The sequence below is a fragment of the Isosphaeraceae bacterium EP7 genome (assembly GCA_038400315.1).
Classification (GTDB): Bacteria; Planctomycetota; Planctomycetia; order Isosphaerales; family Isosphaeraceae; genus EP7.
This window is the reverse complement of the sequence record CP151667.1, coordinates 132637-149358: the sequence shown is the minus strand read 5'-3', so window position 1 is coordinate 149358 and position 16722 is coordinate 132637. Positions and strand designations below refer to the sequence as shown.

12 protein-coding genes are annotated in these 16722 nt (G+C 70.4%); 6 read left to right on the top strand and 6 right to left on the bottom strand.

Annotation, left to right across the window (positions count from 1 at the left end; all coding sequences use genetic code 11):
• Window positions 1–120: 120 nt before the first annotated feature.
• Complete coding sequence (locus EP7_RS00630; protein WP_463525608.1) at window positions 121–1305, top strand: DNA-methyltransferase; 1185 nt, start codon at window positions 121–123, stop codon at window positions 1303–1305.
• 66 nt (window positions 1306–1371) lie between these two features.
• On the opposite strand, the gene EP7_RS00625 is transcribed toward EP7_RS00630, so the two are convergent.
• A complete protein-coding gene (locus EP7_RS00625; RefSeq protein WP_463525607.1) occupies window positions 1372–2157 on the bottom strand; it encodes a superoxide dismutase in 786 nt (261 codons plus the stop codon).
• Between the two features lie 489 nt (window positions 2158–2646).
• On the opposite strand from EP7_RS00625, the gene EP7_RS00620 reads away from it, so the two are divergent.
• The 5 genes from EP7_RS00620 to EP7_RS00600 all read left to right on the top strand — a co-directional run bounded on the left by EP7_RS00620 (window position 2647) and on the right by EP7_RS00600 (window position 9632).
• Window positions 2647–3198, top strand: coding sequence for a hypothetical protein (locus EP7_RS00620; protein ID WP_463525606.1), 552 nt, complete (start codon window positions 2647–2649; stop codon window positions 3196–3198).
• 296 nt (window positions 3199–3494) lie between these two features.
• Window positions 3495–6725 carry a carbamoyl-phosphate synthase large subunit gene (gene carB, locus EP7_RS00615; RefSeq protein ID WP_463525605.1) on the top strand — a complete coding sequence of 1077 codons (3231 nt, stop codon included), beginning with the start codon at window positions 3495–3497 and terminating at the stop codon, window positions 6723–6725.
• Window positions 6726–6807: 82 nt separating this feature from the next.
• Window positions 6808–7386, top strand: coding sequence for a Uma2 family endonuclease (locus EP7_RS00610; protein WP_463525604.1), 579 nt, complete (start codon window positions 6808–6810; stop codon window positions 7384–7386).
• 4 nt (window positions 7387–7390) lie between these two features.
• Window positions 7391–8155, top strand: a complete 765-nt coding sequence (locus EP7_RS00605) for a GNAT family N-acetyltransferase (protein ID WP_463525603.1) — start codon at window positions 7391–7393, stop codon at window positions 8153–8155.
• A gap of 157 nt (window positions 8156–8312) precedes the next feature.
• Window positions 8313–9632 (top strand): UDP-glucose dehydrogenase family protein, encoded by a 1320-nt coding sequence (locus tag EP7_RS00600; protein WP_463525602.1) that lies wholly within the window; start codon window positions 8313–8315, stop codon window positions 9630–9632.
• A gap of 6 nt (window positions 9633–9638) precedes the next feature.
• Here EP7_RS00600 and EP7_RS00595 read toward each other — a convergent pair whose 3' ends face one another.
• From EP7_RS00595 to EP7_RS00575, 5 genes are all read right to left on the bottom strand, one after another.
• Complete coding sequence (locus tag EP7_RS00595; RefSeq protein WP_463525601.1) at window positions 9639–11558, bottom strand: tetratricopeptide repeat protein; 1920 nt, start codon at window positions 11556–11558, stop codon at window positions 9639–9641.
• A gap of 12 nt (window positions 11559–11570) precedes the next feature.
• On the bottom strand, window positions 11571–12710 hold the full coding sequence (locus tag EP7_RS00590) for a hypothetical protein (protein ID WP_463525600.1): 1140 nt from the start codon (window positions 12708–12710) through the stop codon (window positions 11571–11573).
• Between the two features lie 177 nt (window positions 12711–12887).
• Complete coding sequence (gene hemA, locus EP7_RS00585; protein WP_463525599.1) at window positions 12888–14225, bottom strand: glutamyl-tRNA reductase; 1338 nt, start codon at window positions 14223–14225, stop codon at window positions 12888–12890.
• Window positions 14222–15091, bottom strand: coding sequence for a cytochrome C assembly family protein (locus tag EP7_RS00580; RefSeq protein ID WP_463525598.1), 870 nt, complete (start codon window positions 15089–15091; stop codon window positions 14222–14224). The genes hemA and EP7_RS00580 overlap by 4 nt, the downstream gene beginning before the upstream one ends.
• 432 nt (window positions 15092–15523) lie before the next feature.
• Window positions 15524–16645: a hypothetical protein gene (locus EP7_RS00575; protein ID WP_463525597.1), complete on the bottom strand. Its 1122-nt coding sequence runs from the start codon at window positions 16643–16645 to the stop codon at window positions 15524–15526.
• Window positions 16646–16722 lie beyond the last annotated feature (77 nt).

Genomic DNA, 16722 nt, shown 5'->3' with positions numbered 1-16722 from the left:
CCATGCGGCCCGGGCGGGACGACCGCGGCGATGAGCCCCATCGGCGCGACCTCGCCCCGACTCCAAGGGCCGGCCCAACACGGATCGACACGACTCGCCCCGCCAGCAAGGGCACGCCCGATGACCAGCCCCCTCGCGCCACGCAACCGCCTGATGACCGCCGACTGCATCGACGGCATGGCCGCCCTGGGCGACGGCACGGTCGACCTGGCCTTCGCCGATCCGCCGTTCAACATCGGCTACAAATACGACATCTACGACGACCGCAAGAAGGCCGACCAGTACCTCGACTGGTGCCGCCGCTGGATCGGCCAGGTCGCGCGCGTGCTCAAGCCCGACGGCACCTTCTGGATGGCCATCGGCGACGAGTTCGCCGCCGAGCTCAAGGTCATTGCCCACCGCGAGGCCGGCCTCGTCCCGCGCAGCTGGGTGATCTGGTACTACACCTTCGGCGTGAACTGCAAACGCAAGTTCAGCCGGAGCCACGCCCACCTGTTCCACTTCGTCAAGGACCCGGCCCGGTTCACCTTCGAGGACGAGTCGATCCGCGTCCCGTCGGCCCGCCAGCTCATCTACGGAGACCGCCGGGCCAACCCCACGGGCCGGCTCCCCGACGACACCTGGATCCTCAGGCCGCAGGACATCCCCGGCAAAGGCGGCTTCAAGCCCGTCGAGGATACCTGGTACATCCCGCGCGTCTGCGGGACCTTCAAGGAACGCGCCGGGTTCCACGGCTGCCAGATGCCCGAGCAGCTCCTGGGCCGGATCATCCGCGTCAGCTCGCGCCCCGGCGACCTGGTCCTCGACCCCTTCGCCGGCAGCGGCACCACGCTCGTCGCGGCCAAGAAGCTGGGCCGAGACTATCTGGGCTTCGAGCTCTCGCCCGATTACGCCGCGCAAGCGCAAACCCGCCTCGACGCGTGCGAACCCGGCGCGCCCCTACAAGGCGGCGACGAGCCCCAGGTTGATCCGACCGCCGCACCGACCAAACGCGGCAGGCCGGTCGTCGCCAGGGTAAGCAAATCCGTCGTCGAGCCAGCCAAGGCGGCCAAGCCAGCGATGAGCTCGAAGGCGGCGGCAGCCAGAACGAAGATCGTCAAGGCTTCGAACGCGGAAGCCAACGCGAAGACCGAACGGACTTCAAAGGCGGCGGCCAAGGTGACAGCCGCCAAGACGACCAAGGCGACAGCCAAGAGTTCGAAGACGACCGCCAAGCCGACCAAGGCGGCGGCGACCAAGGCAGTCAAGGCGACGACCGCCAAGAGTCGCAAGGCGGCGATCGTCGGCCCCGCCTCGGGCGTTTGAGCCGCGGCGGAATCGCCCCCGGGTCCGGGCATTCGGACCCAGCCCCGGGGGCGTCATCCAATCAGCTCAACCGTGGTGGCTGCCGTGAGCGGACGAGACGTGGCCGTACCACTGGCCGACGGCCTGCCAGTTGACGACGTCCCAGAACGCCTTCACGTAGTCGGCGCGGACGTTCTTGTACTTCAGGTAGTAGGCGTGCTCCCAGACGTCGAGCACCAGCAGGGGGATGGCCCCCCAGACGACGTTCACCTGGTGGTTGCGGGCCTGGAGGACGATCAGGCTCTTGGCGATCGGCTCGTAGGCGAGCACGCCCCAGCCGTTGCCCTGGACCTGCGTGGCCGAGGCCGAGAAGTGGGCCTTCAGCTTGTCGAGCCCGCCGAACTGCGTGTCGATGTCGGCGGCCAGCTTGCCGTCGAGCTTGCTCCCCTTGGGTCCCATGTTGGCCCAGAAGACCGAGTGCAGCAGGTGCCCGCTGACGTTGAACGCCAGCTTCTCGGTCCACTCCGAGACCGCCGCGGCGTCGAGCTTGCCCGAGCGGACGTCGGCCAGCTTGCCCAGGGCGTCATTGGCCCCCTTGACGTAGGCCGCGTGGTGCTTGTCGTGGTGCAGCTTCATGGTCTCGGCGTCGATCGACGGCTCGAGCGCCTCGTAGGCATAGGGCAGCTTGGGCAGGGTGTATTCGCCCTTGGGGCCGACGGACGCGGCCAGAGACGCGGCGATCGGCCCGCCAGTCTCCTCGGCCTTCTTGCCACCGGCCTGGGCCAGCGCGGCCTGGGGCAGCATCGCGGCGGCCCCGAGGATCCCGAGCCCGCCGAGCAGCAAATCCCTGCGGTCCTGATTCTGACCAACCATCATTCCGACCTCCGAAATGTCCATCCGCGTGCCCGGGCAAGCGGCCCGGACCGACGCAAGTCACGCATCCGACGGGCGAATCCGGTGCCGGCGCCGAGGCCTCTCGCCACGCGAGAACCCCCTCGAAACCGATCCCGCAGCCTCGCCGATGTCGCTCGCCGATTGACCAGTTCGACAAGCCCGCCCCCGAGCTGGGGCCGACGTACCGCGTTTCCGCCCCAACGTAAACCGCTGGAAGCCCCCTGACCACCCCCCTGGGCCGATTCGTTCGCCGCGAGGCGCGACCGGTGACGCAGCCGCTTGGCGGCACTCTCGCCGGCCGCCGCGGGTGACCGAAGATTCGCCCAGGCCCCTTCCCAATCGAGGTTCATGGGTGCCGGAAGCGAGACGCATGATCCTGTCGCTTCTCAAGATTTCCGCCCATAGCCCCGATTGACCGACGTGGCCTATTCGCTGGAATCTCTCGGCACGGCCCCCCAGGAGCGACCGATGGACGAAGTCGTCAGGGCACAAATCGCGGAAATCCAGTCCGCCGACCGGGCCACGCAGGGGCGAGCCTTCGACTTCCTCATGGAAGCCACCGATCGCCCGGTCGACTGGGCCTATGAGGCCTGGGACGACCTGCTGGCGGCCCTGACGCACAAGGATAACCACCAGAGGGCGATCGCCGCTCAGCTCCTCTGCAACCTGTCCGCGAGCGACCCCGAAGGCCGGATGCTCCACGACTTCGACGCCCTGCTGGCGGTCACCAGGGATGAACGGTTCGTGACCGCGAGACATTGCCTGCTCGCCCTCTGGAAGATCGGGGTCGCCGGCGAGCCGCAGAAGCGAAGGGTGGTCGACGGCCTTGCGGGCCGCTTCTCGGACTGCGCCGCGGAGAAGAATTTCACCCTGATCCGCTTCGACATCCTCCAGGGGCTGAGGAAGCTCTACGACCGGGTGAAGGACGAGACGATCCGGGAGAAGGCCCTGGAGCTGATCGCGACGGAAGACGACCCGAAGTACCGCAAGAAGTATGCGAGCGTCTGGAAGATCAAGTAGGCCGCGGGGCACGGCGGTTGGCCGTCCCGGCGAGCGGCGTGAGTCATCCCGGCCACCTTCGCAGAAATTCGCCTTAACTAAAGCTGTTGACTCCTTTGAGGTTACAGCAAGCGGGCTGGCCGACGATCTTGCCGAAGGTACGTCCGAATTGCTAGGATCGTGAAATTTTGCGGCTTGCGCGACCCTGGAGCGGACGGGGAATCGCGGGCCGATGCGCGGCTTAGTGGCGGGTCCTGCCGGACTGCGGCCTCCTTGCGGGGGGACGCGGCGGGCGGACGCTGAGGATGAGACCTGACGTGCCCAAGCGAACCGACATCAAGAAGATCCTCATCATCGGCGCCGGGCCGATCGTCATCGGCCAGGCGTGCGAGTTCGACTATTCGGGCACCCAGGCGTGCAAGGCCCTGCGCGAGGAGGGGTACGAGGTCGTCCTGATCAACTCCAATCCCGCGACGATCATGACCGACCCGGACATGGCCGACCGGACCTATATCGAGCCGATCACCCCCGAGGTCGTCGAGCAGATCCTCGCCATCGAGAAGCCCGACGCCGTGCTGCCGACCCTGGGCGGGCAGACCGGCCTGAACGTCGGCCTGGCCCTGGCCGAGAGCGGGGCCCTGGCCCGCCACAACTGCGAGCTCATCGGCGCCAGCGCCGATGCGATCCGGATGGCCGAGGACCGCCACCTGTTCAAGAAGGCCATGCAGGAGATCGGCCTGGACAGCGCCCGCAGCGAGATGGTCACCACGCTGGAAGAGGCCCGCGTCGTGCGCGCCGAGGTCGGCCTGCCCTGCGTCCTGCGGCCCAGCTTCACGATGGGCGGCACCGGCGGCGGCATCGCGTATAACCGCGAGGAATTCGACCGGATGGTCGCCTACGGGCTCGAGCTGAGCCCGGTCGGGTCGATCCTGGTCGAGGAGAGCCTCATCGGCTGGAAAGAATATGAGATGGAGGTCATGCGAGACTCGGCCGACAACGCCGTGATCGTCTGCTCCATCGAGAACTTCGACCCGATGGGCGTGCACACCGGCGACAGCATCACCGTCGCCCCGGCGCAGACGCTGACCGACAAGGAATACCAGCGGATGCGCGACGCCTCGATCGCCATCCTGCGCAAGATCGGCGTCGACACCGGCGGCTCCAACGTCCAGTTCGCCGTCAACCCCGACACGGGCCGGATGATCGTCATCGAGATGAACCCGCGCGTCAGCCGCAGCAGCGCGCTGGCGAGCAAGGCGACCGGGTTCCCGATCGCCAAGATCGCCGCCAAGCTGGCCGTGGGCTTCCGCCTCGACGAGATCGTCAACGACATCACCCGCGAGACCCCCGCCTGCTTCGAGCCGACGATCGACTACGTCGTCACGAAGATCCCCCGCTGGGCGTTCGAGAAGTTCCCCGAGGCCGACCCCGTCCTGACCACCCAGATGAAGTCGGTCGGCGAGGTGATGGCCATCGGCAGGACCTTCCGCGAGAGCTTCCAGAAGGCCCTCCGCGGCCTGGAAGTCGGCCGGTTCGGCCTGGGCTGCGACAAGAAGGACCTCTGGGGCACGCCCGACCAGCCGTCGGACAGCGAGATCAAGGCCAAGCTGGCCACCCCCAACGCCGAGCGCGTCTGGTCGATCCGCTACGCCATGCTCGCCGGGATGACCGATGCGGACATTCACGCGCTGACGAATATCGACCTCTGGTTCCTGCAGAACCTGCGCGACCTGGTCGAGCTGGAAGGCCGGCTGCGTGCCGCGGGCAGCCTGGAAGGGGCCTCGACCGACCTCATCCGCGAGGCCAAGCGCAACGGGTTCGCCGACCGCCAGCTCGCCCACCTCTGGGGGGCCAGCGACACCGAGGTCCGGCGCGAGCGTCTGAAGCGCGGGATCAAGGCGGTTTACAAGCTGGTCGACACCTGCGCCGCCGAGTTCGAGGCGGTGACGCCGTACTACTACTCGACCTACGAGGACGAGGACGAGGCCCGCGTGGGCACCAAGCCGCGCGTGATGGTGCTGGGCGGCGGGCCCAACCGGATCGGCCAGGGGATCGAGTTCGACTACTGCTGCTGCCAGGCCGCCTTCGCGCTTCGGGCCGACGGCTACGAAGTGGTCATGGTCAATTCCAATCCCGAGACGGTGAGCACCGACTACGACACGTCGGACAGCCTCTACTTCGAGCCCCTGACGGTCGAGGACGTGCTCAACATCTGCGACCGGGTGCAGCCGACCGGCGTGATCGTCCAGTTCGGCGGGCAGACCCCCCTGAACCTGGCCAGGGCGCTCGAGGCCGCCGGCGTGCCGATCTGGGGGACCTCGCCCGACTCGATCGACCTGGCCGAGGACCGCGAGCGGTTCCGCCTGGTCATCGACCGGCTCGGCCTGAAGCAGACGCCCAACGGCTCGGCCACCCGGTTCGACGAGGCCAGGCGCATCGCCGAGCGGATCGGCTACCCGGTCCTCGTCCGCCCCAGCTTCGTGCTGGGCGGCCGGGCGATGGAGATCGTCTACGACGTGTCGTCCCTGGAGCGATTCGTCGCCGAGGCGTTCGACGCCAGCCCCGACCACCCGGTCCTCATCGACAAGTTCCTGGAAGATGCCAGCGAGGTTGACGTCGACGCCGTCTGCGACGGCACGCGGACGATCGTCGGCGGCGTGATGGAGCACATCGAGGAGGCGGGGATCCACTCCGGCGACTCGGCCTGCTCGCTGCCGCCGTTCAGCCTCCCAACGGCCATCATCGCCGAGCTGAAGCGGCAGACCTACGCCCTGGCCGAGGCCCTGGGCGTGCGCGGACTGATGAACATCCAGTTCGCCGTGAAGGACGGCGAGATCTACGTCCTTGAGGTGAACCCGCGTGCCTCGCGCTCGGTCCCGTTCGTCTCCAAGGCGACCGGCCTGAACATGGCGCAGGTGGCGGCCCGCGTGATGTCTGGCAAGACGCTGGACGAGCTGGGCATCCACACCGAGCCGTCGCCGAGGCACTTCTCGGTGAAGGAGAGCGTCTTCCCGTTCGCCAAGTTCCCCGGCGTGGACATCGTGCTGGGCCCCGAGATGCGTTCGACCGGCGAGGTGATGGGCATCGCCATGGACTTCGCCGCAGCATTCGCCAAGAGCCAGCTCGCCGCGTCGACCCGCATGCCGCAATCGGGCACGATCTTCGTGAGCGTCGCGGCCCGCGACCGCAAGGCGGTGGTGCCGGTCGCCGCCAAGCTGTCCGACATGGGCTACAACCTGATGTGCACCGCGGGCACCGCTCAGGCGCTGACCGAGGCGGGCATCAGCGTGACCCGCGTGCGGAAGATCCACGAAGGGCGGCCGAACCTGCTGGACCACCTGGCCAACGGGGCCATCGCCATGATCTTCAACACCCCAAGCGGCAAGGGGGCCCGCACCGACGAGGGCCGCATCCGCGCCGCCGCCGTGAGCCACGGCGTCTCGTGCATCACGACCATCAACGGGGCCAAGGCCGCCGTCGCCGCCCTCGAGCGAATCCGCGAAGGCATCCTCCCCGTCTACGCCCTGCAAGACCTGCTGAAGGACTGACCGCGGTACAATCCTCTCGGGGGCGGCCCCATCATCGCAGTCCGCCCGCCCCCGAGACCCGCCCGCCCAGGAGGCACCCGCCATGGCCCAGGCGACCGAGACGCGAGCCACCGTCGACGACCTGTATCAGGTCGAGGGGAAGGCCGAGCTGATCGGCGGGAGGATCGTCCGATTCATGGGTACCGGCGTCAGGCCCGCATACGTGGCCTCCGAGATTTTCGTCTCCCTGAGGCTGTACTCGAAGGCCAGGGGGAAGGGCCTGGCGATGACCGATGGCGTTGCCTTCGTCGTCCCCGAGCTCGCTTCCGGCCGCGAATCTTTCAGCCCCGACGCCTCCTATTACGAAGGCTCCACACCCGCCACCTCGATGAAGTTCGCCCAGGGCCCGCCGACGCTGGCCGTCGAGGTCCGCAGCGAGGGAGACTACGGACCCGCCGCCGAGCGTGCCATGGCCGCCAAGCGCGCCGACTACTTCGAGGCCGGTACAGCCGTCGTCTGGGATGTCGACCCCGTCGCCGGGCTGGTCCACGTCTTCCGCGGGCCGTCGGCAGTTCCCGACGCGACCTACGGGCGCGGGCAGATCGCCGAGGCCGAGCCGGCAGTGCCCGGCTGGAATGTCGCGGTCGATGAGGTCCTCGGGGTGCAGGGGGCCGAGGGGTAGGGGGATGGTCGAGGTGGTGCCGGGGAATCTGGTGCTGAGGGCCGGGATGTGGCCGGGGAGGCTGGCTCCTTGCCGAGACCTGGCCGTGCGGCAGGCCTTGGCGGAAGGGACCGCCAGGGTGCTGGCCGATGACCGGGCTTCGAGCGTGCTGGTGGTGCGGCGGGGTGCGGGGCAGGTCGAGGTGATGGGGCTCGGCAAGCCTGGGCCGGCGCTGGAATGGCTGGCGGAATATGAACAGATCGGGCCGCTGGCGCTCCTGGCCCCCGAGGAGTGGGCGGGGCCGGCTTCGGCGGCGATCGGGGTACGGGGCGGGGCGATGATACGCACCTGGACCGAGGCCCCGGAGGAGTTGCCTGCGGCAGGTCTGGCGCGGGTCAGGCGGCTCGGGGCGGGGGATGAGCCGGGTTTCCGGGCGGCGGCGCCGGCCTGGGCGGGCTTGACCTGGTCTTCGTTCGGGCGATTGATCGGGGCGGGGGCGGCGTTCGGGGTCGAGGCACGGGGCGGCTTCGGGTTCGCGGCGCTGGCCTGGGTCCACGAGCAGGATGAAAGTCGGGATGCGCTGGCGGTCTGGACCGGGCCGGGGTATCGGAGGCTGGGGCTGGGGTATTCGGCGGCGGCCGCGCTGATGCGGCACGTGGTCGAGGTCCGGGGGAAGCGGCCGACCTGGACGTGTGGGGCGGAAAATGCGGCCTCGGTGGCCCTGACGGGGCGGCTTGGGTTGACGGGGCCCGTCGACGAGGGGCTTCTCAGGCGGGGGACGGGGAGGTAGACCCGTGGGTCGCATCGTCCAGGCCGATTGCGTGGAACCCGGGCGAGCCGAGAGGGTCGGGCAGTTGCGGACTTGCACGAGGCGGCCCCCGGCCGGGATAATCGGTGCGATGCCGCGCCGAGGGTGGCGGGACGAGGTCGCGACGAAGGGGCTACCGTTGAAAATCGCTGTCGTGGGCACGGGATACGTCGGCTTGGTGACCGGGACTTGCCTTGCCGAGAGTGGCAATGAGGTCATCTGCATCGACAAGGCGGCCGACAAGGTCGAGATGCTCCTGCGTGGAGACATCCCGATCTACGAGCCGGGGCTGGCCGAGCTGGTGCATCGGGGCAGCCGCGACGGCCGCCTGAAGTTCACCACCGACCTGGCCGGCGGGATCGCCGACGCCGAGCTGGTCTTCATCGCCGTGGGGACGCCGCAGGGCGCCGACGGCGGCGCCGACCTGGCGGGCATCTGGGCGGTGGGCGAGCAGCTTGCCAGGCACCTGACCGGCCGCAAGACGATCATCATCAAGAGCACCGTGCCGGTGGGGACCAACGCCGAGCTGGCCCGCAGGATGGCCGCCATCACCGACGTCCCGTTCGACGTGGCAAGCAACCCCGAGTTCCTCAAGGAAGGGGCGGCCATCGATGACTTCAACAAGCCCGACCGCGTCGTCGTCGGCGTGAGGCGCGAGGAGGTCGGCGAGCAGCTGCGCGAGCTCTACGCGCCGTTCCTGCGCACCGAGCGGCCGTTCCTGGTCATGACGCCCGAGAGCGCCGAGATGACCAAGTACGTGGCCAACTGCATGCTGGCCACGAAGATCAGCTTCATCAACGAGATGGCCAACCTCTGCGAGTCCTACGGCGCGGACATCGACGACGTCCGGCGCGGGATCGGCCACGACCAGCGGATCGGCTTCAGCTTCCTGTTCCCGGGCGTCGGCTACGGCGGTTCGTGCTTCCCCAAGGACATCCGCGCCGTGATCCACATGGCCCAGTCGCGCGGACTGCCCGCGCGGATGATGGAGGCCGTTGACCTGGTCAACGAGGCCCAGAAGAACGTCCTCGTCCGCAAGATCCTCGACCACTTCGGCGCCGAGGCCGAGGGCAAGACGGTGGCGATCTGGGGGCTGGCCTTCAAGCCCAGGACCGACGACATCCGCGAGGCCCCCGCGCTGGTGATCATCGATGCCCTGCTGGCCGAGGGGATCCACGTCCGGGTGCACGACCCGGAGGCCATCTCCAACGTCCGGGCGATCTACGGTGACAAGCTGATCTACTGCGACCGCCCCTACGGCGCCCTGGAAGGGGCCGACGCATTGGCGATTGCCACCGAGTGGAACGAGTTCCGCAACCCCAGCTTCGAGGTCATCCGCGGGCTGCTCCGCCAGCCGGTGATCTTCGACGGCCGGAACCTCTACGACCCCGAGCGGATGGCCTCGCTGGGGTTCAACTACCAGGGGATCGGACGGCCCGCGGCCACGACCGAGGGCTAGGCCAGGCTAGTTGGGGGCGGCCTGTTTCGGGGGTGCCTTCCCCCCGGGATGGGCCCGGATGAAGTGGTCGGTGAAGGTCGAATGGGGCACGTCGCCGCCCACCTTGGGCATGTGGCAGGCGATGCACCCCGACCGCGGGTTGACCGGGCAGGGGACCACCTTGACCCCGCCCGGCGCCTCCTTGGCGCCGCCGCCTTCGGGTGAGTGGCAGGCCAGGCATCTGGGCTCGTAGGCGGCGGCCGAGGTCTCGACGTCGCGGTGCGGGGCGTGGCAAGTCACGCAGCCGAGGGCGCCCCCGGAGCGGACCACGCAGGCGCTCAGGGGGAGCGTCTCGGCCTGGAACCGGGCCGAGGCGGGGGCATCGGGGTCGACCGGATGCCCCGGGCTGTGGCACTGGCCGCAGAGCCGCGTGACGGCCGCGACGCCGGCCTTCGAGGGCCGGGCGATGGCCGGGTCGGAGAGCTTCAGGGCGACGGCCTTCAGGTGGTTGCCCGCGGGCCCGTGGCAGCGCTCGCAGCGGATCCCCTGGGCGTGTGCCGAGGCGACCTCCGGATCCCTGGCCGCGTCGCCGCCGGCGCCCGGCACGGTGGTGTGGCAGCCGATGCAGCGGGCCAGCTCGGCGGCGGTCAGGGCCTTGCCCAGGTAGTCGGCGTGGTCGGCGGGCGTGGCCTGGTGGCCGGTCGTCACGTCCCAGACCCGGCCTTCGTCATATCGGGACATCCGCAGCTCTCGCATCACCCCGCGGTCGTCGGGCCCGACCAGGGTCATCCCGCGATCGCCGGTGCCGAGGGCAAACTCGACCAGGGCCCGATAGGCACGATCGCCGGCGTGGGCCTCGACGCGTAACGCCCCGGGGGACGATTTCCAGGCATGCCGGACGCCCGAGGCGTGGGGGTCGGGAAGGGCGGAGGACGGGACAGCGAGGCCCTCCAGCCCCGCCCCCGTGGCGAACGTCCGGGCGTGACGGCTGGCCGCCTGGGCCCTGGCGATGGCCGGGTGGCACGAGGTGCATGAGTCGGAGCCGACGTAGGGGGCGGGCTCGGGAGCCAGGGGATCGCGGTCGGCCGGGTTGCCGGCCTGGGCCAGGGCCCTGATCGCGCCCGGGGCATCTCCTCGCTGGATCAAGGCGCGGCTCAGGAGCCAGCTCGCGTCGGGGTCGGGGCCATGGGCGAGCAGGGGTTCAATCGCCTCGGCGGCCTGGTCGCCCCGGCCCAGCTTCAGCAGAGAGGTTGCCAGCAACTTGCGGCCGGCGGATAAGGTCAGCGGGGGCTCGGTCGCGGCGGGGTCCAGCTCGAAGGCGCGGGCCAGGGCCTTGGCGGCGCCGGCGTGGTCCCCTTGCCTGGATCGGAGCAGGCCGACGAGCAGCAGCCCGGAGGGCTCGTGGCCCGGGAGGTTGGACAGGGCCTCGGCCCGCATGACGGCGCCGGGCAGGTCGCCCTGGACGGCCAGGATCCGGGCGAGATCGGCCAGGGAGGGAGCGTGGTCGGGGGTCCTGGTCAGCGACTTCTCGAGGATCTGGCCGGCCAGGCGGGCGTTGTCCCGGCCGGTGGCCAGCAGGCTGGCGCTGAGTAGGCGGTTGTCCTCGGCGTCCATCGCGGCGGGGCCCACCCGCTTGAACTGGGCGAGGGCCTGGTCGTGCCGGCCAAGGTGTGCTGAGGACCGGGCCAGCAGCAGCAGGGCGTCGGAGTCCTTGGGGTTGGCGCGGGCCACCTCGCGGGCGAGTTGCGAGACCTGCTCCCAGTCGCCCAGGCGCTCGGCGTGGAAGGCGCGGGCGAGCGGGCCGGTGGCCGGCCACCAGGCGGGTGCCCGGGTCGGGTCGATGGTGAAAATGGCCGCTGCCCCGAGGGCCAGGGCCAGCAGCACGCCGCTTCCGAGAGCCAGCCACCACCGCCGATGCACACGCCCGGACAGGGCTTCGCCCGCCATGCCGCAGCCCCCTTAATATCGGCCGCCCCCGGCCTGTTTTCGGACGTCCCCGGGGGTCATTGTCGGGGCACCCGGTTCGGCTGTCAAACCGGTCGCGGGCGCGTTCGAGGCCTCCAGGTCCCAGGCGTCGGCCAGGCGGGCCAGACCGACCGCGCGGCAGAGGGAGGCCAGGTCGCGCATGGTCTCGGGGTCGTCCGGACGCTTCAGGTCGGCGGCCAGCCGGCGTCCGAGGGGGATCGGGTCGAGCAGCTCTCGGAGGGCCGAGATGCGGGCGGCGGCCGTGCGGGCGGCGGCGGGCTGGCCGGCATTGGCCAGGGCGCGGGCCAGGCGATACCAGGTCCGGACGTCGTGGGGCAGGGGGACGAGGGACGACTCGAACGCGGCGACGGCGCGGTCGGGGCGACGGTCGTATTCCAGGTCCCAGCGCCCCTTCAGCCGCTGGTAGCGGGCGTCGCGACGGGCCTCGGGCCAGGCGTCCAGCAGCGCCCGGCCGCGGTCGGGCTCGCCGGCCTCGGCAAGGTCGATGATCAGGGCCTCGCGCAGGCCGACATGCCCCGGGGCCCGTTCCAGCAGGGCGGAGAGCTCGGCGATCCGGTCGGGCCGGCCGGGGTCGTCGCCCCGGGGAGCATCGGTGATCGCCCGGTCCAGGGCCGATCGGGCGTCGAGGTCGGCGGGGTCGGCCAGGGACCAGCGGTAGAGGGTCTCGCGGACGAGGTCCTCGGGCGGGGCGGCCAGCAGGGCCAGGGTCATAGCCCGCAGGATCTCCCGGCGCGACGCAGGCGGCACGGCGAGGTAGGCCGCCCAGCCGACCTCGAGGGCGTCCAGCGGCCGCTCCTCGACGCGGAGCAGGTCGAGCCAGGTGCGCCAGGCGTCGGGGTCGGACGGCCCGACCTCGGTGGCCCGCCTCAGGGCGACCTCGGCCTGCGCGGCCAGGTCCAGCTTCAGGCAGGCGCGGGCCTCGGCCAGGTGCGTCGAGCCCCGGGCTCGGGGGGTCGCGTTGACCGCCCGCCAGGCCCGCAAGGCCTCCGGCCAGCGTCCGGCCCTCGCCTCGGACTCGGCCAGCGCGGCCGGGTCGGCCCGGCCGTGCATCCACCAGGCGCCGCCGGCGACGAGCAGGGCCAGGGCGAAGGCCGCGGCGGCGATGGCCGGCACGCGCCTCGTCGGCCTGATTTCAGCCGGAACGGGGCGGGCACGGGGGCCCCGGGCGGGCGGCCGACGCGGCGGGTTGGGGCGGCGGGCCATGGGTTCACCGGGGGGTTTGGGCCGGCGCAATACGTCGCATAATCTTTTATATCATAACAAGTTCACTTAACGAATCAATCGACCCGTTCATCCGCCGGGCCGGGGGTGCGCCAGCTCGTCGGGCTCGGCCCCTTCGGAGTGCAGGTCTCCCAGGCCGAAGAGGTGACGGACGGCGTTCAGCAGCGGGTGCGGGTTGTCGGCGGCGAGGTCCGCCTTGGCGGCCGTCCGCAGCGCGGCCCTCGGGTGATGCAGGAACTGGTTCTGGAGGCGGAAGGCCATGTGCGCGATCTTGTCGCGGTCGGGGTCGGTCAGGCCGGGCAGCGAGGCGTAGAGGCGCTCGAGCTCGCGCCTGCGGGCCTCGTCGGCGTAGTCGCCAAGCTGTCGCAGCAGGCTCCCGGCCGAGCGCTTGTGGTGGATGTCGGCCAGGCAGGCGGCGGTCTCGCGCTCGATGATCTCCAGCGCCGGGTCGACCCCCTTCTGGCGGCGGGTCCGGTTGCGCTCGGCCTGGGCGCTCAGGTCGTCGACGTTGTAGAGGGTCACCTGCTCCAGGTCGCCGATGCGCGGGTCGAAGTCCCTAGGGATGGCGATGTCCAGGATCAGGGCCAGGCGGTTGCGGCGGGCCTTCTGCACGCGGAGGTAGAGCTCCAGCGGGACGACCGGGTCCTCGGCGGCGGTGGTGCTGATGACGACGTCGGCCTCGACGAGCGCCTGCTCCAGCCGTTCGAAGGGGACGGCCCGGCCGCCGAAGCGGGCGGCGGCGGCCTCGGCGCGCTCGGGGTTGCGGTTGGTGACCAGGATGCGCCCGGGCTTCAGGCTGGCCAGGTGCGTCAGGGTCAGGTCGCCCATCTTGCCGGCGCCGATGACCAGCACGGCCTTGTCGGTGAACGTGTCGAAGACGTCGCGGGCGACGTCCACGGCGACGCTGGCCACCGACAGCTTCCCCTGGTCCATGCCCGTCTCTTCGCGGACCTTCTTGCCCACGCGCAGGGCGTTCTGGAAGACCGTGTGCAGGATCGGCCCGACGGTCCTGGCCTGGCCGGCGGCCTTGTAGGCGTCGCGCACCTGGCCGAGGATCTGCCCTTCGCCCAGCACCAGGCTCTCCAGGCTGGAGGCCACGCGGAAGAGGTGCCCCACGGCCCCGCTGTCGCGGTAGGTGACCAGGTGGGACGAGAACGTGTCGGCCGGCGAGCCGTGCAGGTCGGCCAGGAAGTCGATCAGGGCGTCGAAGCCGGGCACGTCCTCGGGCTCGCCGGCGGTGTACAGCTCGACCCGGTTGCATGTGGAGAGGACCACGAACTCGGAGCCGGGGAACCGCTCCGGCAGCGAAGCCAGCGCCGAGTCGAGCTTGCGGCCGTCGAAGGCCAGCAGCTCTCGGATCCGGGTCGGGGCCGAGCGGTGGTCGACCCCCAGGGCGTGAACCGTCACGACGCCCCTCCCACCGCGGGCGCGACCGCGGGAAGGGACGTGCCGTGGTCGGTGTGGAAGAGCAGGTCGACGCCCACCCAGGTGAAGGCCAGGAAGGCGAAGGCCACCATCGTCAGCACCATCATCCGCCGCCCTCGCATCGACGGCCGGAACCTCGCGTGCAGCAGCACCGCGAAGGCCAGCCACATCGCCCCGGTGCTCAGCACCTTGGGGTCGGTCCAGCGCACCGCCGTGGAGCCGTCGGCCGGCCGGGTCGACGCGATCAGGGCCATCCCGATCACCAGCCCCAGCGTCAGCAGCGGGAAGGCAAGCGTGATCGCGCCCCGGTTGAGCCGCTCCGACTGCTCCAGGCTCGGCAGGGCGAATCCCGGCTGCGGGGGCCGCTTCTGCTTCAGGCGCCGCGACTGGATCAGGTACATCAGGCCCGCCAGGAACCCCACGCACGAGCTGGCCGCCCCGAACAGCAGGAACAGGCCGTGGGCCATCCCCCAGAACCGGCGGGCGCCCCCCCAGTCCGACCAGCCGTCGTGCGGCGCCGTGCCGGCCATCACGATCATCGCCAGCACCGCCGGCAGCACGAAGACCCCCACCGCCACCGACCTCGACGACCGGGCCATCAGGTAGAGGCCAGCCAGGGCCAGCAGCCAGGACAGGACGAGCAGAGACTCCGAGGCCGAGGTCACCGGCGGCATCCCTTCGGACAGCCCCCGGTTGGCCAGATAAGCCCCCTGAACCAGCCAGGCCAGGGCGGTCAGCCCCAGCGTCAGATACCAGCGGGCCGACCCGCGCACCGCGACCCTGGCCAGGTCGCCCAGGAGCGCCAGGGCATACGTGCCGCCGAAGCAGAGGACGCTCAGTCGGTCCATATCCGCCGATCCGCCCCCACCGAGCGATGCCCAGAATGCCACGACGACCCAGATCGATTCTACCCGCCAGACCCGCCCCATTCCAGCACGCCCCGAAACCCAGGCCCCCGGGTGTCACGCGGTTCCGTCGGTGTCAGCGTCGAGAATAGGCCGGCCTCCGAGGCTCGCCCGAGGTCGCCGCCATCATCCGAATTGTCAAAGACGAGCGGTTCACGGCGTTGGTCGCTGCCGTCCATTTGCGAAGCGCCAGAATGTCGACAAACCGACCAGTCGTCCGACCGGGCGCATTGGATCGCACTTCGGCGCGACGAGCTCGCGTCGAACCAATGGCGGCAAGAGCGGGCGAAGTTCGTCACCCCGGCCACGCAAACACAACGCAAACCCTTGAATTTAAAGACGTTAAGCAGCTAACCCCGGTTAACAATCGACGGGTCAGGAGCCCGGCGACGGTGGCGGCGTGATGGGCGAGTCGACCGCGTCGCGGCGAGGTTGCGGGCCGGACTCGTTGCGTGGCCCGGCGAAGGATTGCGGGGCGGGGGGCGTCGTCGGAGGGATAACTCGGGGGAGGGCCTCGGAGATCCGGGCGTTGAGGATCCCGTCGAGATGGGTTCGTTCGGCGCCGGCAGCGGGCGGAGCGGGCGGCATTGCTCGGGGGGTCGGGAAGTTGGGGACGGCGGCCGGGTTCGGGCCCTTCCAGGCGGGAGGGTCGAAGTCGCGCTTGCCGAAGCCGTGGTCGACGGGCCGCGTCTTGTCGCTCTTGTGCATCAGGTCGAGCGCCCATTTCATGCGACGCAGGCTGGCCGTCTCATACCGGCGCAGCAGCACCAGCGTCGGGTCGTCGACGGTGTTCAGGCCCCGGATGGCGGCCTCCCTGTGCTCGTCCTCGATCTCGTCGAGGGTCCACTCCTTGCGTGCCTGGAGGCGTTCAAGCTCGTCGTCGACGAGTTCCTGGCGGTGGCCGACTGTGTCGTAGCCGTCCTCGGGATCGATCGGCGAGGCGAGGTCGCGCAGCTCGGGCGCAATTCCCAGCAGGTCGAGCGCCATCGAGGCCTGGGCGTCGGTCCAGGTGCCCGTCTTGTCGAGCGCGTGCCCCAGCATCCGCCAGCGGGCGATCATCCAGTCGCAGCCCGGCGAGGTCGTGCCCAGCTTGGCGGAGATTTCCTCGGGTCGGGCGGCCAGCGAGCGCCCCAACCTGGCGATCTCGGCCTTGCGCTCGTCGCCCCAGCAGGCCTGGGCGCGTCGCGCCCGGAAGTCGCGCACCAACCGCTCCTCGACCCTGCAGCGATCAATCCGGATGCTCTCGATCGCAATCGTCTCGACGAGCCCCATCTCGAACGCATTCGTCGGCCGGAGCGACGAGTTCCACTGATCGGCCCGCTCCTGGATCGCCTTCCCCTCGGCGTCCGGCACCACCACCCCGTCACCGGCCAGCCCATGAATCAGGCTATTCCTGCGAGCCTTCGCCTTCCCCTCGGCCGATCTCGGCCCGGTGCTGCGCAACGCATTGCGGCGGTTGGCGTCGATGCGCCTCTGGCTGACTTCGGGGTTGCCCATGATGCTTCATCGCTTCCTGGGGTGTGGATTTTTGGGGCTCGGCTCGTCGATGTTGACGGCCGCCCCGTCCCGCGCGG

What these genes read in the sequence shown, in the direction of transcription:
- EP7_RS00605 (WP_463525603.1), top strand. Translation starts at nt 7,391, where the DNA reads ATGGTCGAGGTGGTGCCGGGGAATCTGGTGCTGAGGGCCGGGATGTGG.
- EP7_RS00595 (WP_463525601.1), bottom strand. Translation starts at nt 11,558, where the DNA reads ATGGCGGGCGAAGCCCTGTCCGGGCGTGTGCATCGGCGGTGGTGGCTG.
- EP7_RS00580 (WP_463525598.1), bottom strand. Translation starts at nt 15,091, where the DNA reads ATGGACCGACTGAGCGTCCTCTGCTTCGGCGGCACGTATGCCCTGGCG.
- EP7_RS00620 (WP_463525606.1), top strand. Translation starts at nt 2,647, where the DNA reads ATGGACGAAGTCGTCAGGGCACAAATCGCGGAAATCCAGTCCGCCGAC.
- EP7_RS00610 (WP_463525604.1), top strand. Translation starts at nt 6,808, where the DNA reads ATGGCCCAGGCGACCGAGACGCGAGCCACCGTCGACGACCTGTATCAG.
- EP7_RS00575 (WP_463525597.1), bottom strand. Translation starts at nt 16,645, where the DNA reads ATGGGCAACCCCGAAGTCAGCCAGAGGCGCATCGACGCCAACCGCCGC.
- EP7_RS00625 (WP_463525607.1), bottom strand. Translation starts at nt 2,157, where the DNA reads ATGGTTGGTCAGAATCAGGACCGCAGGGATTTGCTGCTCGGCGGGCTC.
- EP7_RS00630 (WP_463525608.1), top strand. Translation starts at nt 121, where the DNA reads ATGACCAGCCCCCTCGCGCCACGCAACCGCCTGATGACCGCCGACTGC.